Annotated in this window: 20 protein-coding genes, 1 other RNA gene and 1 pseudogene; 20 read left to right on the top strand and 2 right to left on the bottom strand. The window is 42.4% G+C overall.

Going from position 1 to position 21,145, the window contains the following annotated elements; all coding sequences use genetic code 11:
- Positions 1–153: 153 nt before the first annotated feature.
- The 14 genes from OCU36_RS04620 to OCU36_RS04690 all read left to right on the top strand — a co-directional run bounded on the left by OCU36_RS04620 (position 154) and on the right by OCU36_RS04690 (position 12,750).
- Complete coding sequence (locus OCU36_RS04620) at positions 154–897, top strand: VP0952 family biofilm-associated protein (RefSeq protein ID WP_261839239.1); 744 nt, start codon at positions 154–156, stop codon at positions 895–897.
- Positions 898–1,093: 196 nt separating this feature from the next.
- Positions 1,094–1,190, top strand: an RNA gene (gene ffs, locus OCU36_RS04625) — signal recognition particle sRNA small type.
- Between the two features lie 118 nt (positions 1,191–1,308).
- A complete protein-coding gene (locus OCU36_RS04630; protein ID WP_261839240.1) occupies positions 1,309–1,932 on the top strand; it encodes a TnsA endonuclease N-terminal domain-containing protein in 624 nt (207 codons plus the stop codon).
- A gap of 3 nt (positions 1,933–1,935) precedes the next feature.
- A complete protein-coding gene (locus tag OCU36_RS04635; RefSeq protein WP_261839241.1) occupies positions 1,936–2,385 on the top strand; it encodes a hypothetical protein in 450 nt (149 codons plus the stop codon).
- Between the two features lie 603 nt (positions 2,386–2,988).
- Positions 2,989–3,489 carry a toxin-activating lysine-acyltransferase gene (locus OCU36_RS04645; protein WP_261839242.1) on the top strand — a complete coding sequence of 167 codons (501 nt, stop codon included), beginning with the start codon at positions 2,989–2,991 and terminating at the stop codon, positions 3,487–3,489.
- A complete protein-coding gene (locus tag OCU36_RS04650; protein ID WP_261839243.1) occupies positions 3,479–4,843 on the top strand; it encodes a protein adenylyltransferase SelO family protein in 1,365 nt (454 codons plus the stop codon). Before OCU36_RS04645 ends, OCU36_RS04650 begins: the two co-directional genes overlap by 11 nt.
- 11 nt (positions 4,844–4,854) lie before the next feature.
- A complete protein-coding gene (locus OCU36_RS04655; protein ID WP_261839244.1) occupies positions 4,855–6,030 on the top strand; it encodes a glycosyltransferase family 2 protein in 1,176 nt (391 codons plus the stop codon).
- A 52-nt stretch (positions 6,031–6,082) separates the two neighbouring features.
- Positions 6,083–6,340: a hypothetical protein gene (locus OCU36_RS04660; protein ID WP_261839245.1), complete on the top strand. Its 258-nt coding sequence runs from the start codon at positions 6,083–6,085 to the stop codon at positions 6,338–6,340.
- 56 nt (positions 6,341–6,396) lie between these two features.
- Complete coding sequence (locus tag OCU36_RS04665; protein WP_261839246.1) at positions 6,397–6,888, top strand: hypothetical protein; 492 nt, start codon at positions 6,397–6,399, stop codon at positions 6,886–6,888.
- A gap of 61 nt (positions 6,889–6,949) precedes the next feature.
- Positions 6,950–7,939: a radical SAM protein gene (locus OCU36_RS04670; protein ID WP_261839247.1), complete on the top strand. Its 990-nt coding sequence runs from the start codon at positions 6,950–6,952 to the stop codon at positions 7,937–7,939.
- 27 nt (positions 7,940–7,966) lie between these two features.
- On the top strand, positions 7,967–9,253 hold the full coding sequence (locus OCU36_RS04675) for an HlyD family secretion protein (protein WP_261839248.1): 1,287 nt from the start codon (positions 7,967–7,969) through the stop codon (positions 9,251–9,253).
- A gap of 2 nt (positions 9,254–9,255) precedes the next feature.
- Positions 9,256–11,400 (top strand): peptidase domain-containing ABC transporter, encoded by a 2,145-nt coding sequence (locus OCU36_RS04680; RefSeq protein WP_261839685.1) that lies wholly within the window; start codon positions 9,256–9,258, stop codon positions 11,398–11,400.
- The gene (locus OCU36_RS04685) at positions 11,393–12,031 is read left to right on the top strand and encodes an acyltransferase (protein ID WP_261839249.1); all 639 of its coding nucleotides are present in this window, start codon (positions 11,393–11,395) and stop codon (positions 12,029–12,031) included. Before OCU36_RS04680 ends, OCU36_RS04685 begins: the two co-directional genes overlap by 8 nt.
- Positions 12,032–12,051: 20 nt before the next feature.
- Complete coding sequence (locus OCU36_RS04690; protein WP_261839250.1) at positions 12,052–12,750, top strand: hypothetical protein; 699 nt, start codon at positions 12,052–12,054, stop codon at positions 12,748–12,750.
- A gap of 59 nt (positions 12,751–12,809) precedes the next feature.
- On the opposite strand, the pseudogene OCU36_RS04695 reads toward OCU36_RS04690, so the two are convergent.
- A pseudogene (locus tag OCU36_RS04695) lies at positions 12,810–13,300 on the bottom strand (transposase); the annotation flags it as partial.
- Between the two features lie 343 nt (positions 13,301–13,643).
- Here OCU36_RS04695 and OCU36_RS04700 point away from each other — a divergent pair.
- The 5 genes from OCU36_RS04700 (at position 13,644) to OCU36_RS04720 (ending at position 19,583) form a co-directional block, all read left to right on the top strand.
- Positions 13,644–14,372 (top strand): GntR family transcriptional regulator, encoded by a 729-nt coding sequence (locus tag OCU36_RS04700; protein ID WP_261839251.1) that lies wholly within the window; start codon positions 13,644–13,646, stop codon positions 14,370–14,372.
- Positions 14,373–14,579: 207 nt separating this feature from the next.
- A complete protein-coding gene (locus tag OCU36_RS04705) occupies positions 14,580–15,944 on the top strand; it encodes a PTS transporter subunit EIIC (RefSeq protein WP_261839252.1) in 1,365 nt (454 codons plus the stop codon).
- Positions 15,945–15,990: 46 nt separating this feature from the next.
- Positions 15,991–17,427, top strand: coding sequence for a sucrose-6-phosphate hydrolase (locus OCU36_RS04710; protein ID WP_261839253.1), 1,437 nt, complete (start codon positions 15,991–15,993; stop codon positions 17,425–17,427).
- Between the two features lie 80 nt (positions 17,428–17,507).
- The gene (locus tag OCU36_RS04715) at positions 17,508–18,626 is read left to right on the top strand and encodes a carbohydrate porin (RefSeq protein ID WP_261839254.1); all 1,119 of its coding nucleotides are present in this window, start codon (positions 17,508–17,510) and stop codon (positions 18,624–18,626) included.
- 30 nt (positions 18,627–18,656) lie between these two features.
- Positions 18,657–19,583, top strand: coding sequence for an aminoimidazole riboside kinase (locus OCU36_RS04720; protein WP_261839255.1), 927 nt, complete (start codon positions 18,657–18,659; stop codon positions 19,581–19,583).
- Between the two features lie 103 nt (positions 19,584–19,686).
- On the opposite strand, the gene OCU36_RS04725 is transcribed toward OCU36_RS04720, so the two are convergent.
- Positions 19,687–20,025: a hypothetical protein gene (locus OCU36_RS04725; protein ID WP_050650325.1), complete on the bottom strand. Its 339-nt coding sequence runs from the start codon at positions 20,023–20,025 to the stop codon at positions 19,687–19,689.
- 236 nt (positions 20,026–20,261) lie between these two features.
- On the opposite strand from OCU36_RS04725, the gene OCU36_RS04730 reads away from it, so the two are divergent.
- On the top strand, positions 20,262–21,095 hold the full coding sequence (locus OCU36_RS04730) for an AraC family transcriptional regulator (protein WP_261839256.1): 834 nt from the start codon (positions 20,262–20,264) through the stop codon (positions 21,093–21,095).
- Positions 21,096–21,145 lie beyond the last annotated feature (50 nt).

The following is a 21,145-nucleotide window of genomic DNA, read 5'->3' on the forward strand; positions in this document are numbered from 1 at the left end:
GGAAAAAGCTTGAGAGCAAGACAGATTTTTTCGATAAGTAGTTATTCTACAGTCAAAAAATCTAACGAGGTTATCGAGTTTTTTAACAAGCTAGGGTGACCCGTTAATTACTACGATTGGTATGGTACCACGGATCGGTAGAAGGAGAGGGCTATGGTATTTACAACATTTCAATTCTTGATAACCACATTATTAGCGGTTGTCTGTGCCAGAGCAATCAGTTTAAGCGAGGGAGATATCCCCGTACTAGCAATGGTCATCCCTGCTTTATGGATCTTACCGCAGGGGGGCATCGCAGGATTAGTTTTGCTTGTTTCCATGACGATTTATGGCTTAACGCTACCCCTGCAACCTATCACACTTTCTGTCAGTGCATGGGTGTTATTCCCACTGCTTATGGTCATTTTTTCTAAACGAAGTAGTTTGTCGGTCGTGATGACATCTGGCTTGATCGTAACGACTTTGCAGGTCGGAATCATGGTGACACAATCAGCCGGTAAGCTTGGTGGCACTCCTTGGGCAACGGCGTTACAAATTTTCGCCATTATTATGATTTGGTGGGCAGCAAATCACCTTAAACCCGCCAGTCGACACAGTTGGTGGTCATTGATTTTGATACTCCCATTATGGATAGCCGACTTGCCTTACGCGGCTTTGGTTGCTTTGTGTGTGACAGGTATTATGGCATCGATGGAAGCATTAACGCGTTTGAAAACTTTTCGTTGGAACAAACTATTGTGTTGGACTTTACCCACCGCCGGGTTTGCTGCGTTAGTGATTACACCAAGCATCGATGTGCCAAGCTCGGTATTTGTGGTGTGGTTGTGTTTATTAGGGACAGCATGGATGACCGATTACATCATTCGCACCGAAGATAACGAAGACATCGATATCTAACACGATAGAAATCCAAGTTCTTCTAGCGTTAGTAAATGGTGGTTTTACCTACGATTCTTTCATGGTTTGAATAAAGGATAAGCACTTAGACCGCAATTGTTTAAAAATAGGTGGGAAGGGCTTGCAATGGTTGCTGTGATGCTTAATAATCCAGTCACTCTTTAAGGCAAGCCTTTAAGAAAAAGAATCTATGGGGGCCTGGTCCTCCCGCAACAATAACTTGTGAACTCGGTCAGGCCCGGAAGGGAGCAGCCGCAGCAAGCGACTTGTGTGCCGGGATGTGGCTGGGTTCCCACCCATTTGAAGCCTGCAATATATGTTCGCATAAATTGCAGGCTTTCTTCATATTTGCACCATAAGTCTTCATAGTCTATTTTTTTGTTGTAGGTTTACAACAAAAGTGATTTTGCTATGTACGACCAAACTAAAAAATCATCAGCTGTTCACAACATTTGTAAATTCATGAGCTTGAAAAATGACTCAGTTGTTCGAACAATGTCCATGCTTGAGTATGATTTTTGTTTTCATGCTGAATACAATCCTCAAATAGTTAGATATGAATCTCAGCCACATGGGTTTGAGTACTACTTCAATGGGCGCTACTGCCGCTATACACCAGACTTCCAGCTTTTCGATAGCATAAATACGCCTTCTCTGATTGAAGTAAAGCATTCAAGTCAGATCCTTAAACCAGATTTTCGAGCAAGGTTTAAAGAAAAGCAGCTTATCGCTCAAGCTGAGTATGGAAAAAAACTCATCTTAGTGACCGAGAAGCAGATTCGAACAGGTTTTCTACTTAGTAACCTTAAATTACTCCATGGCTATTCAGGGATTCGTACAATCACTGACATTCAAAAACATGTGCTTCAGTTTGTTCAAGCTAATAGAAGCGTGACCCTTCATCATCTTTCACACCAACTTAAAATCTCTCCAGATGAAACACTAACAGCAGCTTTGTGCTGGCTATCTTCAGGTGAAATACAAACAGATTTTAATCAGAAAAAATTTGATTTAGAAAATTCTGTTTGGTGCTAGCCAATGAGTGATGATCTCTTTGGTTTTAGTGATGAATTTAATAGCTTCGACAATGATGTAGCTGATGATAAAACGCTTTCGACAGAATTTTTAGCAGAAGACGAAAATTTTGAATTGGCATTTAGTGACTTGCCAAACAAAGATACGGCATTGTTTCGTTTGGATCTAATTCGTTATTTGGAAAGGCGCGTAAAAGGAGGTTGGACGCCCAAAAACCTAGATAAGCTCTTGGAAGAGTATGCTCTGTTGAAGAAAACTTCGGTCCCATCATCCAGAACGATAGCTGATTGGAAAAAGCTTTATTACGAGTCAGGTAAAGATGTAACGTCTCTTATTCCTGGGCATAGCAAAAAAGGAAACAGAAAACTAAAGAACGATTCGTCTGATTTAGTTACAGAAGCGATTCAAACCAAGTTTCTGACCAAAGAGCGAGTATCAGTTTGGAACAAATGAATGTTTGTTGTGATCGGTTATATATGAGTTCTAGCCCTTCAGTGCGGAGCTAGATAACTATTAGTTTCACCATGCAATTTGACCAAGCTAAATCACATTAGTTTTTATTTATAGGGAAGTTTCGTATATAGGCGATTGCGACCACTCGATTTACGCAACGAAGTAGTAGTAATGGTTAAGTCGCTGAATCGGCGTAGGTTAGCTCGTTTGCCTTATTTGCTTCAACTCGGCTATCGTTTCTCATCAATCGAAAAGGTCAGAGAGTCTCGGTTGATTGGGGCTATGTTGGACTGTTTCCAGTCAGTTGTTTTGTAACGATGCTTCGGCATAGGGTTACGACAATTAACTGATGTAGCCCCCGTTCAGATTATAGCTTCTTGAAATGGTACCGTCGATTTGAACAACAAAGCCCATTCTTGTTGACCACTACACATCGAACTACGCAACATAACCGATACGTGTCTCGCATGACGGTGAAATCATTAATTTTATCAACACATTTTATTGCCTTGTGACACGCAAACAAATTCTACTAAGGGTGTGATTATTCTATTTCTGATTTTAATGGATGAAGTAATAATAACACTGCCCCTGTAGGTTGCAATGAACAAAAATTCTGTTTCTTTAGTCAATAGTAAAATTTCCGGGCTGTCTTATGGGCCTTTGTCAAAGGCGGAAGTAACCCATGAACTAGGGCAATTTTTAGAGGTAATGGCCAAATGTGCCAAACGTAGGGAACTTAATCTTGCTTCGTTCCTCCATTGGATAAAACCAGCAGTAATTCACAGGCAATACAAGTTCTTAAAGCTATCAAGTGACATTGGATTTACTGGATACGTTATATGGGCTTGGGTTGATGATTTAACGCTATCTCATTATATGACTCAGCCTAGATTCTCACTTAAACCAATGAACTGGAATGAAGGAAGTAATCTGATCGTTGTTGACTGGTTCGTAGAGAAAAATAGAGCAAGCCAGTTAAAAGAACTATATAAGCATTTCGTTTCCTCTACAAAATTAGATAGGCATGACATTTATGTTTGTATTCGAGATGAACAAGGAAATGTCATCAAAACGAATAAGCGGAGTATATATGGCTACTGAACTCCTTAAAACACATAAGTGTTCTGGAAAAGATAATACACCGTATGTTGATAAATATTTACCTAAAGAATCCTTTGTTCTATTTGATACCTACAAAATAAAAGACAGTGAAGTCGTTTGGATCAATAAAAATCTCGTTAAAGAATATGGAATTGAACTTGATGAAGACGCCATTAAACATGAGTTGATCGAGAACTTTAGCTACGTATCAAAAGGCTATGCCAAGAAAACTAAAATTGTAACTAATGACAAGAAAGCATTCATGGCTGATCAGTACGGTTCCCGACACGAAATATGCAATGGTGGCAGCGCAAGGTGTGGATTAAATGGCCATTTTCAAATCAAAGGGATTGGGCGTAATCCGTTAGTCGCCGCAAATATGTCTGAAAGTCATTCACACGGCAAGTTGTTTATCGATGAAGCGATCAGTGAAGCCATTTGGGGCGAAATCTGCCACAAGCACCTGCCTTACGGATCTGTAAGAACACTCGCCATAATAAAAACGAACGTAAAGCATAAATTTGGATATTTAGATGACACACCTAATAAGCATTGCGCCTTAGCGATAAGGGAAGTATCTGTACGCCCTGCCCATTTTGAGCGTTGCACCTTCTTTTGGCCAGAGGAACGATACAGTTACCTTCGTGATAATGACGCAAATCGCGTAAGAAAGGCCGTTCCTTATCTCTCAAATTTGTTGTTAGGCGATAATCAAAACGCCTCCCTACGCGATTCCCTCAATACAGTGATCTATCGACTCGCGTGTCAGATTGCAGCGTCAAGAGTCAAGGGCATCCCACACGGTTCTCTAACGAGCTCAAATATTTCGGTTGATGGTCGATTCTTAGATTTTGGCACAATAACAGCAGTGCCTGATTTCGGAAACTATGTTCTGGCAAATGGTGTTGGGGCCGTATGGGATGACCATGAACTTATCGAATCCTGGCTCATTAACTTCATTGACACGCTCAATCACTACTCAAAAGGTGGATTGACATTAAGTCAAATAAGAGATTACTCATCGGAGTTTTCGAAATTACTTGATGAGTACGAGAACAAATTCTTGTTATCTGAATTAGGTATCGGGGAACACTCAATATCGAATCTCGATAAAGCAGGCCTTTTAAAAGTGCGCCTAAAAAGTGAGGAGCGAAGGTTTATTACTCGCTTTAATGACGAAGACTTTCGTAAGAACGTTCTCTTCGAAGCGAAAGCTCTCGGTCTCGATGTTAAGTCTGTAGGGTTCCCCTTACGAAAGGCTAAATATTCATCTTTTACCATGCTTCAGGGGCACTTGCATACACAGTACGACTATCAATCTGTTAGTCAACTTATTAACAGTTACTTATCATAAGTGGGATAATTATGGTTGATGTAATCGAAGTGATTTTAATCGCTACTTCTTTACTTTCATTTATTACAACTTTAGTTTTATTTGGGTGCTATAAGCTCAAGAAATCAAATTCAAGTCATGATAGTGATCCGACCGTCTCTGTGTTTTTGCCTTTTTATAATGAAAACGAAGAGCATTTAGTCTGTGCACTGAGCAAGTTAAACAAACAAACCTACTCAAGAAAAATTCAGATTATTGTTATTGATGATGGCTCGACAAATGATGTAATTGTTGGTGTTAAGGAATGGATTGCAAATACCGAGGTTAACCATGACTTCCAGATTGTTGAAAGGGAAACCAATGGTGGTAGAAAAGGGTTTGCTTTAGATCACGTGTTAGAACTTGGCATAGCTAAGGGGGAGGTGTACGTCGTGGTAGACAGTGATACCTATATTGAGCCCAATGGTATTTATGAACTGGTAACTAAACTTTGGTCTGATAAAAAATATGCTGCCGTGTGCGGTTATATTACGCCGGAAAACCATAAAGACAGTTTCATTGGAAAACTGCAACACTATGAGCATATTAGCTTTTACGGCGCGATCAGAGCCGCACAAGACAAACTTGGTTGTGTTCCCGTATTGGCCGGCGCATTTGTGGCCCACCGCGCATCAGCAGTGAAAAAGCTAGGTGGTTGGAGCGAGTGGTTAGTCGAAGACATTGCCTGGTGCTGGAAGGCAATATCAAATGGGTATCGAACAGGTTACGCTCCCAAAGCAAAGGCAACTACGCAGTGCCCAACTGATGCCAAGGGTCTCTTCAATCAACGTCGACGTTGGGCACGTGGCCGAGTAGAAGCTTATACTGAAGCTTGGAAGACACATTGGGTAGCGGGCTTGTGTGCATCTCCTTGGTTTCTATTAACAGCAGCACAATACATATTTCCATCAAGCATTATTTTACTTGGGTTTATGGTTGTAATGGGAATTTGGATTCCAATCTTGATCGGCGGTGCCAATATAATTATCTACTTCTTGCTAGTGAAGTCATATATAAGAGATTTTGATTTGTCTAATGACTTGTCAAATAACCAGGTGTTCAAAGCACCAATATATTCAGCATTATTGGAGTCTATTACATGGCTACCAAACTTACTTGGATATTCTGATGAACTTCTGGGTAAGAAAAAAGGATGGTTAACAAGATAGTTTCTATGAGCGCAGTACTCTTTTACTGTAATTAAAATATAAGGAAATTAACATGTACAATTTGAATGCCGAAGAAATCATGATGGTTGATGGCGGTGGGGATGGTGCTGCTCTTATAGGTCCAGCTGTTCGTGGAATTGCCAAGTGGGCTGCTGGAGGGATGGCATGGGAGGTTGCAACAAACCCAGGTAGTCAGGGTTTCAATAACGGTACACAAAATATCAGTGGCAATGGATATATGGGAAATGGTTTGCAAACGGGGGGAGGGATGGCAGGTTCACCTACTGGTGGCCAAGGTTACGGTTATTAAATAATTAGTAAATTAAAGATAGGAAGCTCTGCGCTTCTTATCTTTTAGGACGTTTTATGTTAAATATAATTCAACCTTATAATTCAAAATTTTCTTATATAGCTAAGGCTTCGCTATTAGCGATTGTTTTAACTTATATTAATGGATATGTATTAATGCATGGTTTTATTGGTGATGAATTAATGAATGTTACCAATGTTCCTGTGAAAGAGATTTCTTTTTTCTCCATATTAGGTTTGGTGATTTTTTCTCCAATAGTCGAAACGTGTCTAGTGTTTATATGTTTTTCTATTTTAAATTTAATACCAATTATAAACAGCTCAGTACGTGCCATAATATGTACGCTCGCCATGTCTTTCCTTCATCATTTAACAATTGATTATTGGGGTTTTTTTGTTGTCCCTGTATTTTATATTATGAGTGTTTCTTATCAACATTGGGCAGTCAGTTCGGTCGATGACGCACTAGAGGTATGTCTTATAATTCATGCACTATATAACCTTTCAATATTGGTTATTATATTTATTAGTGATTTTGTTCTTAATTGAGCATTAATTTGACCATCAAGGTGCCTGTCATAACTGTATGGATTATTAAGTGGTGAACATAATGAAAATTAAAAGAATTGAAAGTTTTAATGATTTTTTGTCAGTTAATTGGGCTTTGATGAATAATTGTAATTATAAATGTAATTACTGCCATTCTGACCTCAATAGTGGAACAATTAAATCGCCATCATATGAAGTTGTAATTAAATTTGTAGAGAAATTAATAGAGCGAGCAAGATTGCAAGGAATTCGACCGTACTTTGAATTTGGAGGTGGTGAAGTTACGTTACTTAGATATTTTAGTAAACTCATCAGCTATATTTATGAAAATGGCGGATTAGTCACGACAGTTTCTAATGGGTCAAAGCCACTAATATGGTGGCAAAAGCACGCTCAATACTTGAACGGTGTAAGCCTCAGTTATCATATTAATGATCTTAAAAGTGAGTTTCATTTTATTGAGGTATCCAAAGTCCTTGAGGCTTCTCAAGCTACTCGTTTTCACGTCAACATTATGATGGTTCCTGATCGGTTTGATGATTGCTTAGCGTTTGCAAACAGGCTAAAACAGGAGGTCCGTTGCTCTATTGCTCTTCAGCCACTTTTTGAAGGTTTTGGGCATGGTGGAATTACCAAGAAATATCCGTATACGCCTGAACAAGAGCAAGTTATGAAAGACTTTCGCGGCCGACCAGAGCTTAAAACACTTCCGCCATCAATGGCTGAATTAGAAGTGCATTATGTTGATGGTACAACCAAAAATCTGTCTACTTTTGATTTAATCGCCAATGATCAAACAAATTTTATTGGCTGGGACTGTTACGCTGGTATTGATAGTTTAGTTGTTACATTCAGTGGCGACATCTACCGTTCTTGGTGTATGCAGGATGGCCCGATTGGCTCCATCTATGACGAAAACATTGAACTTCCTACTAAACCCACTAAATGCAGGACTAAAATTTGCCAATGCGGTGTTGATTTGTCAGCAAAAAAAGTGAATACAAAGTTGATTTCAAATAAACAACAAGAAATTGCAGTGACTCAGCTCTAGTCTGTTTGTTTAGGGAAAGGATGACCCGTGGTAGCAAGAGCCAAACATTTATATCGGCCAGAGTATTTCGAGGCGCAGAAATCAGACCATCAAGGATCTATTTTGATTGATGCATCATTGAATCAGTACCTATTCGCAGGTGCATCTGTGTTCGTTTTGATGACTATTATCTTTTTCGTTGTTTTTGCCGAGTACACCCGTAGAGATACTCTAAACGGTGTGGTTAGTCCGACAGGGGGCATTGTCAAAGTGCAGGCAAATGATGAAGGATACGCCGAAAAAGTCTTTGTAAGTGAAGGTCAAAAGATACTCGCTGGTGAACCGTTGTATGAGATAAAAACTGAGCGATATGATGAGTTTGGTCAAGGTGTTAAACAGCGAATTGTCTCCACGATTGAAAATCAAATTGCTTTGTTAAATGAACGCCGAAATAAAGAAGTAGAAAAGTCGCAACACCAGCGAGAGGTTATCGATGATGACCTGATACTTTTATCTGAAGAGGCAGGCATTCTCAACGTAGTCGTTGATCTATCTGAACAGGAGTTAAGCCTTGCTCAAAGTTTGGTTGATAAACAGCAAGTGTTGGTTAACAAGCAGTTCATCTCTGCCATCGAACTTCAAAGGCAAAAGCTTGAGCTAATTACGCTAGAAGCTAAGGTGCAAACCCAGCGGCTAAGTCTACAGCGATTAGTGAGAGAACAAGCCAAACTCGAAGAAACTAAAAGCACGCTCCAGCTAGAGCTCGACATTACCCTGCAAGAAATTGATCGCCAGCTTCAGCAAATTGCTCAAAACAAAATTGAATACTTTTACCAAACGGATACCCAGATAGTATCGCCGATTAACGGTGTGGTTGCGTCAATTTTCGTTAAGGAAGGTCATTCAGTTAACACAGGTCAACCGCTTCTTGTTGTTATCCCAGAGGGAGAAGAGCCAGTTGTTGTTGAGTTGTACGCACCGAGTCGCAGCATAGGTTTTATTCAAGAAGGCCAAGATGTCCGCTTGCGGTTCGATGCGTTCCCTTATGAAAAGTTTGGCGTACAACAAGGTGTTATCTCATCGATATCAAAATCTGCTGTCACCGCTGAGATGCTGCCCAATAGCCCATTGATACAAAGCCAGCTTTCGCGCACTTATGGTGGCGTTGGTTTGTACCAAGTGAGAGTAAAACTCGATAAACCGACTATTACGGTTTATGGGGAGGAGCAAATGTTTGTGCCTGGAATGACATTGACCGCAGATATTGAACTGGACACACGTAAGGTATACGAGTGGCTGTTAGAGCCTTTGTATACCATCAAGGGGCGAATGTAATCATGCATGCAGAAGGGTTGATAGACTGGGGGTGGGGAAAGAAGCTCCCTTTAATCCGACAAACAGAAAAGGCGGAATGTGGTATTGCATGCCTCGCGATGGTTGCTGATTGGCATGGTTATAAAACTGATTTGCGATCGCTAAGGGCAAAATGCGGTATTACCCAGCATGGGATTTCATTTACGCGGCTCATTGAGTGCAGTGCACTTATTAAGCTTTCAGGTCGCGCGGTACGTTTAGATCTACATGAGTTGGAGCAATTAGCAACACCTTGCATTTTACATTGGAATCTCAATCATTTCGTTGTGTTAAAAAAAGCGAGTGGCAAGAAAATTGAAATTCACGATCCAGCCAACGGTGCATTGACACTGAGTCATGATGAGGTCAATAAGCATTTCACAGGCATCGCGCTTGAACTAACACCGACCCACGACTTTGAGGAAAAAGTTGAAAGCAAAGCGGTTAGGCTATCAACTCTAATTGGTAAAACCGTTGGCCTTAAAGGAGCACTAGGTCGAATCTTTGTGTTCGCATTGGTTTTAGAGGTGTTAGCCCTTACTTTGCCGATCTTTAACCAAATTGTGATTGATGAAGTGTTGGTTGGGTATGACAAAAATCTTCTTGTACTTGTCATTGGAGCCATACTTATGGTTACCGCGACGCAAACCTTAATCGGCCTTGCTCAGCAATGGGCGACAATCAAGCTATCCGTGAATTTCAACATGCAGTGGGCGGCAAATGTTTTCCATCATTTGTTTCGATTACCTATAGATTGGTTTGAAAAACGGGATATCGGGAGCATTAGTGCTAAATTCTCAGCTGTGGATGTTATTCAACAAACGTTAACGACTAGCGCTATTCAGGCCCTACTCGATTTAGTGTTAGTAGTTGGTACACTGTCGGTTATGTTGGTTTACAGTCCTCAGCTGTCCTTCATAGCGATCGCTGCAGCGGTAGGCTACATCGCTTTAAGGTTCGCGTGGTTTGGTGCCTTTAAACGCGCAGAGGAAAATACTTGGGAAGCTAGCACTCAAGAAGAAAGCTACTTCATAGAGACAGTTCGAGGAGTATTGAGCTTAAGAGTTAACGGGACGCTACCATGGCGTGAGTCTTCTTGGCGAAATCTCAATATCAATCGCAGAAACGCCCAGCTACACGAGCAAAAGCTTGGAATGATCTACAATACAATGAATGTAACGATTGTTAGTCTTGTTTCCGCGACGGTTCTCTGGTTTGGCGCAAACTTAGTATTGGACGGACTTTTTACCATCGGTATGCTCATGGCTTTCCTTTCATATCAAGGTCGATTCTCTGCCAGTATTAGTTCACTAATCGATAAGTACTTCGAGTTTAAGATGTTATCGGTGTACAACGAACGTTTAGCGGATATCGTCTTAACTGAGAAAGAAATAGAAAGTGTTCCTGATACCTTGGGGTTGCCCGTTGTAACCAATAATCCAAGCGATACAGTTATCGAGTTTGACAACGTTTTATTCTCTTACGGGAAAGATCAGCCTCCAATTCTTAACGGTGCCAGTTTCAGTGTAAAAAGTAATGAGATTGTTGCGTTAGTTGGGCCGTCTGGTTGTGGTAAGTCAACAATATCTAAACTGTTATTGGGTATTTATTCGGTTACGTCGGGTAGCATTAATTATTTTGGTAATAAGTCGACAGCCTCTAAATCTCTAAGAACTCAAGTCGGTGCGGTATTGCAAGAAGACCAACTGTTTAGCGGTTCAATTATCGAAAATATCACTTTCTTCGCTGGCGATTTAGATGAAGAGTGGCTAGTCGAGTGTGCCCGCAGGGCTGGTGTTCATGATGACATTGAACGTCTCAATATGGGCTACCACACTCTGGTTGGAGAGATGGGGTCTAGCCTTTCAGGAGGCCAAAAACAAAGAATTCTCATTGCGAGAGCGCTGTATAAAAAACCTAAATTTCTAGTATTGGACGAGGCAACGAGTAGCTTAGATATCTACACGGAGTCGTTTGTTTGTCAGATGTTTAAAGAGATCAATATCCCTATTTTAATGATTGCTCACCGTCCAGAGACGATAGCATCGGCTGATCGAGTACTACTCATGGAAGGTGGTCTAGTTCAGGAAATCCCAAATAACTTTAAGCAGGAAGCTCAAGATGTATAACCACGAAAGAATACTCTGTCCAGATAATCATTCGGCGTTATCTGAAGTTGAATTAATGGAACAATATGGTAAGTATTTTGGCTCGGATAATTGGGTAACATTTTCTGGGTGCCCTTCGATAACATTGACTAAAGTCGGCTTAAATGAATTCGAAGGTTTGCCAAGTGGTAGTGAAGTAATCTCAATTGGTTCTGGATGTTACATAGAATCATCTCATTTTCCGGCCTTTCCTTCTGGTGTCACCAAACTGACAAGTGTTTCTGTAAACAACAGGCCATTTGGCAAAATAGTCATTGGCACAGGATGTGTACTCCAAGGTACTTCTATCTGTGCTTACGACAAAGTTTCAATAGGAAACAATGTGATTTTTGGCCCTAATACCGTGATTATGGACTGTAGCGGCCATGCTCTTTCAAAGCGAGGTCATCCGGATGAACTTAATGAGCTTAAAGCAGAGCCAGTCACCATTGGCAATGACGTTTGGATCGGTTACGGGTGCATTGTTCTTCCTGGGGTGAAGATTGGTGACGGTGCGGTTATTGGAGCAGGTAGCGTTGTGACGAAAGACATTCCAGCCAACTGCATGGCTGCTGGCAACCCATGCACTGTTAAAAAAATAGAATTAAACTAATAGAAAATGGAGCTCAGAAAATGAGGTTAGTTTCCCTCTCGATATTATCACTAGCATTGTTGTCGGGTTGTAGCAGTACCCCAATTATTTTCATGCCCGAGCACAATGTGACGGTTTCTGGAACGACGCTTGTTTTTGACGGTCCCATATCTGGCAATAGCGTTTTGGAAGCATTAAGAGTTGTTCGAAACTCTGGTGTAGAGATTGAAAAGCTTAGAATAACTAGCCCTGGCGGTGATGTGCCTTCGGGTATCGAACTTGGGTATTTCATCAAAGAAAATAATTTGAACGTTGAAGTTGATAAACTTTGTTTTTCTGCATGTGCAAATTATGTCATTCCAGCTGCAAAAACTGTCATAATTAAAGAAGGCTCTCTTATTGGTTGGCACGGAGGGCCAAGACAGTCAGATGAGCTTTGGTATGCTTCGTCACCCTCTAGTAATAAAGAAGAGTTAATAAAGTTTATATCTCGGCTACGCGAAAAAGAAGATGCATTTTTCGAGTACATTAATGTTGACCCAGACATCACAGTCTATGGTCAAACTAGTTCAGAAAAATGTCAACTAACAAAGGAAACGCACGGGTGGTACTACTCAATAAGAGATTTGGCTAAAATGGGTGTTCCTAACGTAGTTATAAATGGTGAGCTAGCCTCTTCGATTGAATATCAAGGTGATACAATTAATGCTTGTTTGATGCCAGAACTCAAAGGCATATGAAATGTAAAAACTCTGTGATTAACCATTGTTAGCGCTTGTTTAAAATGGTCCTGTCTATCAGTTCTCGCACCCGCAGAGCCGTTACTTGCAGCATGAGCCTTGCTAACTAGACTACGAAGCTTTACGGTTTCAGCATCAATTTTTGTAGAGCGTTTTCGCCAGTAGTTATAACTGCTTCGATGAACATTGAAAACTTCACATAGTATTTTTACGCTGTGGCTCTGCTTGAGCTTCTTGATTATCAAGAATTGTTCAGTGAGTCTGACATCAACAGAGCCGTGGCTTTTTTTAATATTTCATTATGCTCTTCAAGACGAGCTAACTTCTTTTTTAGTTCACGAATTTCAATTTGCTCAGGCGTCATTGGTGATGCTTTAGGTGTCTTTCCCTGGCGTTCCGATTTTAATTGACGCACCCACTTATCCATCGTGGATTTCCCAACATTCATGGCTTGAGCAGCCTCTGTCACTGAGTAGTTCTGATCTAGGACTAGTTGAGCTGCTTCTAATTTGAATTCAGCACTAAATAGTCGTCTTGTACGTTTTTTCATAGTGTCACCTGTTAACTTATGAGGTGATGATATCACCTCTAACTAAGTGACCAAATTCACCGTACCACTACACTTGTTCAACGGCCTGGATTTTAAATTCTTCTGGGTAGCGTTTTCCGCTCATGATGACACCTCATAGTTTGTTCAATTATATAACTATTTAGTGTGTAGGGAATCGGGGGCTTACCATTATGAGCGGCTTTTTGCTTTCTGGCGCTCGCCAAATTCTCTTCAAATATTACCCATCTCTTTGGTTAGAAATTGTTTTCTCTCGCTCTGTAGGCTTGGTATTCCCTTATACCTTGAGTAAGATGACCCGAACCCCCTTAGTTTTTATGGAATTATGACTGAGTTATTTGAGCAAAAAAATTTGCAGCCTTTGTACATTCAAGTCGCGGGAGAGTTAAAGCGCGAGATTGATAAAGGCACTTATCCTGCGGGCAGTAAGCTACCGTCTGAAAATCAGCTGGTGGACCTGCTGAAAGTCAGCCGGGTAACGGTGCGTAAAGCGTTACAGCAACTCAATGATGGTGGTTACATCTTTTCAGAGAAAGGAAAGGGCAGCTTTGTTAAATCCAATAAACTGCGTCACGATTTTCTTTCCATGTCTGGTTTGGCGCAGGAAGCTGCGGGCGCAGGGTTAGAGGCGACTAATATTGTTGATGCCTTTGAGGTGCAGCCTGCGGATGAGCTTGTCGCTCAGAAACTCAATATTTCGCCTGGTGAGCCCGTTAACTTTGCGCGTCGTTTACGATTGGTAAATGAACAAGTCGTCTCATTTGAAGAGTTTTATATCCCTCGAGTGCTGTTGCCTAACCTCACAGAAGAAGATCTTAAGGGATCTAAGTTCGAATATTTGAGCCGTCACGGTATTGAGATGATCAAGACGCAACAAAAACTGTTGCCGGCTCTGCCCGACGCCACCGTTCAGCAGTTATTGGATGTTGGGGAGCTTGACCCTATCTTGATTAACCAATCACAAAACTACTATGAAGAACAGAAAATATACGAGTATTCAACGGTTTACTATAAATCTAGCTTGTATGATTTTGAGATAACCGCACGAGTCTAGAGAATGTCGAATAGCCCACGTTTGTGGGCTATTTTTTTATCTATAGGTTTTGAATGTAAGCAATCTTATGCATTTCCAATAAATAACAAGTGTGACGAATAACAAAAAAACGACAGTGAAAAATACAACCTGTATCCAACTTGTATTATTGTAAATACAAGTTGAATACAGGTTGTTATTTCTTTGCACTCTTTGGAGACGAAAATTATGGCGCGAGATGCGAAAGTTGTAGCGAATAGAGTTATGGCCTTACTGGGAGGTGAGGGCAATATCGCACAACTGAATCACTGTGCAACACGACTGCGTGTTGTGGCCAAGGACGATGAACAAGTCGATGCTGAAGGACTCAGCGCAACAGAAGGTGTACACGGGTACTTCTTCCAAAATGGTCAGCACCAAGTGATCTTGGGTACCGGATTTGTGGGTAAGGTTTTTGCCATTATGAAAGGCAATGAAGCCATTGAAGAAGCCCCACAAACTGAAGAGAAAAAAGACAAAGTCAGCACGTTCCAAACAGTAACACGTACTTTCTCTGACATCTTTGTTGCCATCATCCCAGCGTTGGTAGCAACCGGCTTACTTATGGGCTTGCGTGGGCTGTTGGTTAACGGCTTCGGTATTGAACTGTCTCCACAGTTGAATACGTTGTCTCAAGTTTTAACCGATACTGCCTTCATCTTTATCCCAGTGTTGGTGACATGGTCTGCCATGCGAGTGTTTGGCGGTAATCCAGTGCTCGGTATTGTATTGGGCTTGATGCTGGTGGCACCGCAACTCGCCAATAAATGGGATGTCGCCTTTGGTAACGCCGAAGCGATGATGATTCCATTCATGGGCTACGAAATTGCGGTGACTGGTTTACAAAGCTCGATTCTTCCTGCGGTGTTTATGGGTTGGTTTGCTGCCTTAGTTGAGCGCACATCACGCAAACACATCCCTGAAGTTCTGGATTTGATTCTGACACCATTTATTACCTTGTTGGTCTCTTTGATTGCTGGCTTGGTGTTCGTTGGTCCAATCCTACTCGGCATTGAAAAACTCATTACCGAAGCCGTGCTCTACTTCTTACAAATGCCATATGGCATTGGTGGCTTGATTTATGGCGGCGCAATTCAATTCATGGCGGTAACAGGTATGCACCACACCATCGTGCCTATCACTATTGCGATGGTGACAGACACTGGCTTTGACTACATCAACCCATTGGGTACTGCTGCAATCGCAGGCCAGTTTGGTGCGGCAATGGCGGTGATGTCGATGCAGACAGACAAAGTGAAGCGTACAGGTATGTTTGGCGCTGCGTTGCCAGCCCTGTTCGGTATCACTGAACCAGCGATGTTCGCGATTACTCTACCTCGCGTTAAACCGTTCTTGTATGGCTGTGTTGGTGGTGCATTAGGCGGCTGTTTGGGCGCGATTGCGGGTATCGGCTCTGCGGGTACAGGCGCAACTATGTTACCGGGCATTCTGCTTTACCTTGGCGGCGGTCTAGGAATGTATGTGCTTGTTATGTTGGTCGGTGCGGCTTCTGCTTTCGCATTAACAAAGCTGCTTTACAAAGAGCCTAAATAATTTTTTTACCACCCATTTGAGTGAATATCTTTTTCTTGGAGTTGTTATGGATTTTTCTAAACGTCAAAACCGCTTTGTCCGAATTCACGAGGTGAGCGAGGAGTATTTGGCGGATATTGAGCACAAAACACAAACAGACCCGTTTTACCCAAGCTACCACATCGCACCAAAGCACGGCCTGTTGAATGACCCGAATGGTTTGAGTTACTTCAATGGCGAGCACCATATTTTCTACCAGTGGTTCCCGCTTGGCCCAGTGCACGGTTTGAAGCACTGGTACCACGTATCGACCAAAGATTTCGTGAACTTTACTGACCGCGGTATCGCGATGTACCCAGACCAAGATTACGACCATCATGGTTGTTATACCGGTGTTGGTGTACCACACGATGACCAGTTGTACATTTTCTACACGGCGAACTTGAAAAAGGAGAATGATCAACGTCATCCGACTCAAGTTCTCGCGATTATGGACAAGCAAGGTCACGTGGAAAAGAAAGGCGTAGTCGTGGATTTCGATCCAAATGCCTACACTGGAGAGATTCGTGACCCAGTGCTGGTTTGTCGTGACAACGATTATCACATGTTGATTGGCGCTCAAGATCACAACGAAAAGGGCACGCTGGCTTATTATCACGGCAACGCTATTGATGATTACCACCATATGGGTGACATCGATGTGGGTCTCGAAGACTTTGGCTATATGTGGGAGTGTCCGAATTACTACGAAACCGATGAAAACGGGGTTTATATCTTCTCACCTCAAGGCGTGAACTCAGATAATAAGTACGATCTTAAGAACGTCTTCTCCGTGGTTTACATGGTCGGTGAACGTATTGATTTTGAATCAAAAGTCTTCAACAACCAAGGCTACCGTGAGCTTGACAAAGGCTTCGATTTCTACGCGCCACAAACTTATCTGGATGACCAACAACGTCGCATCCTTATTGGCTGGCTGGGTAACTCAAAAAGTGACTACCCAACCGATAAGAATGGCTGGGCACACATGTTGACTCTGCCACGTGAGTTGACGATTGATGGTAGCTTCCTAATTCAGACACCACTGAAAGAGCTTGAAGCGCTGCGTCAAAACTCAGTGGATGTTGAAGGCTCTACACCGGTGGCATTAACGTCACGTTCGTTTGAGTTAGAACTGAATGTAGATGAGTCTTTCACGCTGACTCTGGCTAACCAGAAAGGTGAGCAAATGGTGTTCCAAGGTGATCGCGATGAGCTGATTCTGGACCGCTCTCAAGTTTCTCACCTACATGCAGAAGCGTACGGTACTGTTCGTTACGCACAGCGCCTAGAGCAAGCACAAACCATTCGCGTTTTTGTCGATAACTCAGCGATTGAAATTTTTGCTGACAACGGGAAAACAGTGTTCACCTCTCGAATCTTCATCGATGAGTTGTCTCTGGTCACGCTCGATAATGCGACTGGTACACTGCATTACATGTCTGCGATACAGGCTACTCGCTAGCCACCAATAAATTATTCCAAAACAAAAAAACAAGGCCCTCGTCGGGGAGGGCCTCTTATTACCAAAATATAGGGTTTAGCATGAAAAATACACTAAAAATGTCGCTCGCTGCGGCTTCAGTAATGGCTGCAATGACAGCGAACGCTGGAATCAGCATTGTTGATAACGAAAAAGGTAACTTCTTTGTCGGCGGCAATGTGGAGTTGAACTTCAATTTTCAAGATCGTGAGTCTAACCGAGATGGCGATAATGAATTTAACCAAGATGGTCGCGTATTGATTGAATTCGCAGGAGAAAAATATACCAGCAATGATCATTATGTTGGTGTAAAAGCACAACCGCTATTTACAACCACCGGTGACGTAGTCCTGGATGATGCATATTTTGAGTTTGGTAAAAAGGAAAGTTGGGCAATAAAAGCTGGACGTTTTGAGGCTTACGATATGTTCCCTGTTGGGCTTGATGTATTCCTAGAATACTCAGGTGACACAGCTAACGACCTTTATTCAGACGGTGCAGCTTACACGTACCAAGCGAAAGAGGCGCGTGGTCGCGGCTCAGACGGCCAAATCATGTATAGCCAAACTTTTGGCAACTTGTATGTTGAAGTCGGCGCAATGCTAGGTGACCGCTCTAACTTGTTCGATGGCGGCATTGAAGGTAAATACCACAGCGAGCAAATTGACACAGTTAAAGATTCATTCCTAGTTCGCCCAGTTGTGGCTTACCAAATGGGTGACTTCAAGGTAGCCGCTTCGGTGGAAACCAACCTAGTTTCAGACGCGATTGTGGCGAACGGTGTTGATATCTCGGATCGAACAGGCTATGGCTTAACGGGTAACTGGTCCAGCGGTGATTGGAGTGTTAATACGAACGTTGCTTACATGGATGCTGTAGACGAAAACAACCTAACAGCCGGTGTTAATGCACTCTGGAATAACTTTGGCTTAGGCTACATTCACGCTAAAAATGAGTATGAAAACAAAGAGTTTTCTTCTTGGGCTGAAGGCGACGTAAACGTATCAACTTGGTATGCATCTTACGCATTCCGTGATGTACTTGAAGTACAAGATTTTTCAATCCTTCTAGGTACATACTACACGATGGTGGATAACAAACTGGACCAACAATCGGACGCATCAGCCTTTGCTGAAGAAAACGATTTCGGTGCTCGTGTACGTCTGTTCTACGAATTCTAATTTAAGCGTCGTTACTAGAGGCAAAGTGATATGAACAAGGTTTGGGTAACTGGAGATGCTGTTGTGGACTTGATTCCAGATGGCGAGACTCGTTATTTAAAATGTCCAGGTGGCGCACCAGCAAACGTTGCTGTGGCAATCTCTCGATTGGGCGGTGATACTGCTTTCTTTGGTCGAGTGGGGCAAGATCCACTAGGGCGCTTTATGAAGCAAACCCTAACAGATGAGAAGGTGAATACCGATGACATGCTGCTGGATGAAGCTCAGCGAACATCTACAGTGATTGTCGATTTAGATGATGATGGTGAACGCAGCTTTACCTTTATGGTTAAGCCAAGTGCCGACCAATTTTTCAGCGTCGAAGACATCCCAACATTTGCATCTGGGCAATGGATGCACAGCTGTTCTATCGCTTTAGCTAACGAGCCATCACGCAGCACAACGCTTGAAGCGATGAAGCGAATGAAATCAGCAGGCGGCTTCATCAGCTTTGACCCTAACTTAAGGGAAGAGGTATGGGCAGATTCATCTCAGATCCAAGAGGTGGTGATGAGTGCTGTTAATCTGGCAGATGTGGTGAAGTTTTCTGAAGAGGAACTGACGTTCCTGACAGGTACTGACACTCTCGATTCGGCTTTGGACGCATTAAATGCGGTACCTAACAAGTTGATAATTGTGACGCTAGGCGCTCGTGGTGCATTGGCTGTTTACAATGGTGAACGCCGAGTCATTGAGGGCACTAAGGTTGAGCAAGTCATTGATACAACAGGCGCAGGTGATGCGTTTGTTGGTGGCTTGCTAGCGAAGCTGTCTCAGAATGCTGACTGGCGATCATGGCCTCAGGTCGAAACTGCCGTGCACTGGGGTAACGGCTGTGGCGCACTTGCGACGACGCAAAAAGGGGCGATGACGGCATTACCATCCTTTGAAAAGCTAACTAAATTAGTCGGGAAGTAGTGAATGCTGCCTCACAACGCTTGACCTATAAAGCTGCTCTTAATGAGCGGCTTTTTGCTATCTGAAGTTTGCCTTTTTCTTGTTCAAAAACGTTCAAGTTTTCTTAGTTCGCTGGCAACACCACTGCCGACGCTTCTTCGTCCGAATCTTCCTTGTCTTCTACTTGGTCAGCAACCCAATCAATTGTCTTTGTTAGATAAAGCTTATTGGTTTCGGTGTCACACCAACTCTTGGATAATCCTCTTCGATTGAATTCACTGCCAATTGCTGCGAGTGTCTGGTTACTTGAGCGCCCGTAATACAAGGTGTCACAAAGTTGCAGATTCGACATCGATTGTGGGTATGTATTAACCGACGAGGAGTTCATGCTCAGTGCTTTGGATTGATTATGAGTGCATCCTGTTAGGCTCAGGAAAAAGAAAAGGATCAGTGTATTTTTCATGTTGTATCAAGTCTGTTGCCGATGATTTGAAGACAGTATTGGCATGTATGATTAAATTATTGTCAATTTTTTGCCAACTAGTTATAGACCAAGACTTTCCTCCCAGTTAGAAAGCGTTATTCAGCCATCGACAAAAACGGTATTAACAAACAAAAGCGCAATTTTGTACAAAAGTTGAAAGAGACTATAGAGTAGACTGATAAGTCGCTCGATAATCAACAGGCTTGGAAATTGTTATGGAGAATAAGAAACGTTCTAAAGAAAAGGCCGAGTATAAGATAACGGAAGAGCTCGGTGGCCTTGAAATTCTTGATGCTGAATACGAAAAGCAGAACTTCTCGCGTCACAGCCACGAGGGCTACACGCTAGGAGTCATCGAGCAGGGCGCTCAGCGTTTCTATCGAACGGGTGGGCATCATATTGCGCCACAAAATGCGATTATTCTGGTCAATGCCGACGAAGTTCATAGCGGTCACTCTGCCACTGAAGGCGGTTGGGCGTATCGAGCCATGTATCCACTCCCAGAGCAACTTGCCAAGATCACTCAAGAGCTAAACCTACCGAATTACGGCGCGCCTTATTTCCCAAGAGCGGTTGTTGAAGACCCTGAACTCGCCAATCAATTGAGATTAGTCTTCAACACAATTGATGAATCTGCCAATCGCTTGTTAAGAGAAACTTTGATGTATGGGATGTTGGTTAAGCTGATTAGTCGACACGGAAAATCGCCGCTTAATCCTCAACTCGATGGGAAAACTCAGCGCCAACTTGTTTTGGTGAAAGAGTTTTTAGATGATTTTCCACAAGCCGATGTGTCCTTAGACGAGCTATCCAGCCTAGCGGCTTTGAGCCCGTTCCACTTAGTGCGTTCTTTTCAGAAAGAGTTCGGCCTTCCACCTCATGCCTATCAGATTCAATCACGGCTAAGACTTGCTCGTAAGCTATTGAATCAAGGACATACTATTTCAGATGCCGCTCAAGAGTGTGGTTTTCATGATCAAAGCCATTTTCATCGACACTTCAAAAAGGCCAATGGCTATACGCCGGGGCAATACATCAAAATGCTCTAAATTGGCGTGGTTAAGTGCAGCTAAGTGTGGCGAACAAGGGGGATGAAATC

The organism is Vibrio artabrorum (assembly GCF_024347295.1).
GTDB classification, from domain to species: Bacteria; Pseudomonadota; Gammaproteobacteria; order Enterobacterales; family Vibrionaceae; genus Vibrio; species Vibrio artabrorum.

Bases quoted from the DNA above. Each gene is read 5' to 3' on its own strand.
- OCU36_RS04635 (WP_261839241.1), top strand. From the start codon at position 1,936: ATGAGTGATGATCTCTTTGGTTTTAGTGATGAATTTAATAGCTTCGAC.
- OCU36_RS04710 (WP_261839253.1), top strand. From the start codon at position 15,991: ATGGATTTTTCTAAACGTCAAAACCGCTTTGTCCGAATTCACGAGGTG.
- OCU36_RS04720 (WP_261839255.1), top strand. From the start codon at position 18,657: ATGAACAAGGTTTGGGTAACTGGAGATGCTGTTGTGGACTTGATTCCA.
- OCU36_RS04700 (WP_261839251.1), top strand. From the start codon at position 13,644: ATGACTGAGTTATTTGAGCAAAAAAATTTGCAGCCTTTGTACATTCAA.
- OCU36_RS04655 (WP_261839244.1), top strand. From the start codon at position 4,855: ATGGTTGATGTAATCGAAGTGATTTTAATCGCTACTTCTTTACTTTCA.
- OCU36_RS04680 (WP_261839685.1), top strand. From the start codon at position 9,256: ATGCATGCAGAAGGGTTGATAGACTGGGGGTGGGGAAAGAAGCTCCCT.
- OCU36_RS04690 (WP_261839250.1), top strand. From the start codon at position 12,052: ATGAGGTTAGTTTCCCTCTCGATATTATCACTAGCATTGTTGTCGGGT.
- OCU36_RS04705 (WP_261839252.1), top strand. From the start codon at position 14,580: ATGGCGCGAGATGCGAAAGTTGTAGCGAATAGAGTTATGGCCTTACTG.
- OCU36_RS04630 (WP_261839240.1), top strand. From the start codon at position 1,309: ATGTACGACCAAACTAAAAAATCATCAGCTGTTCACAACATTTGTAAA.
- OCU36_RS04645 (WP_261839242.1), top strand. From the start codon at position 2,989: ATGAACAAAAATTCTGTTTCTTTAGTCAATAGTAAAATTTCCGGGCTG.
- OCU36_RS04725 (WP_050650325.1), bottom strand. From the start codon at position 20,025: ATGAAAAATACACTGATCCTTTTCTTTTTCCTGAGCCTAACAGGATGC.
- OCU36_RS04620 (WP_261839239.1), top strand. From the start codon at position 154: ATGGTATTTACAACATTTCAATTCTTGATAACCACATTATTAGCGGTT.
- OCU36_RS04650 (WP_261839243.1), top strand. From the start codon at position 3,479: ATGGCTACTGAACTCCTTAAAACACATAAGTGTTCTGGAAAAGATAAT.
- OCU36_RS04670 (WP_261839247.1), top strand. From the start codon at position 6,950: ATGAAAATTAAAAGAATTGAAAGTTTTAATGATTTTTTGTCAGTTAAT.
- OCU36_RS04665 (WP_261839246.1), top strand. From the start codon at position 6,397: ATGTTAAATATAATTCAACCTTATAATTCAAAATTTTCTTATATAGCT.
- OCU36_RS04685 (WP_261839249.1), top strand. From the start codon at position 11,393: ATGTATAACCACGAAAGAATACTCTGTCCAGATAATCATTCGGCGTTA.
- OCU36_RS04660 (WP_261839245.1), top strand. From the start codon at position 6,083: ATGTACAATTTGAATGCCGAAGAAATCATGATGGTTGATGGCGGTGGG.
- OCU36_RS04715 (WP_261839254.1), top strand. From the start codon at position 17,508: ATGAAAAATACACTAAAAATGTCGCTCGCTGCGGCTTCAGTAATGGCT.
- OCU36_RS04730 (WP_261839256.1), top strand. From the start codon at position 20,262: ATGGAGAATAAGAAACGTTCTAAAGAAAAGGCCGAGTATAAGATAACG.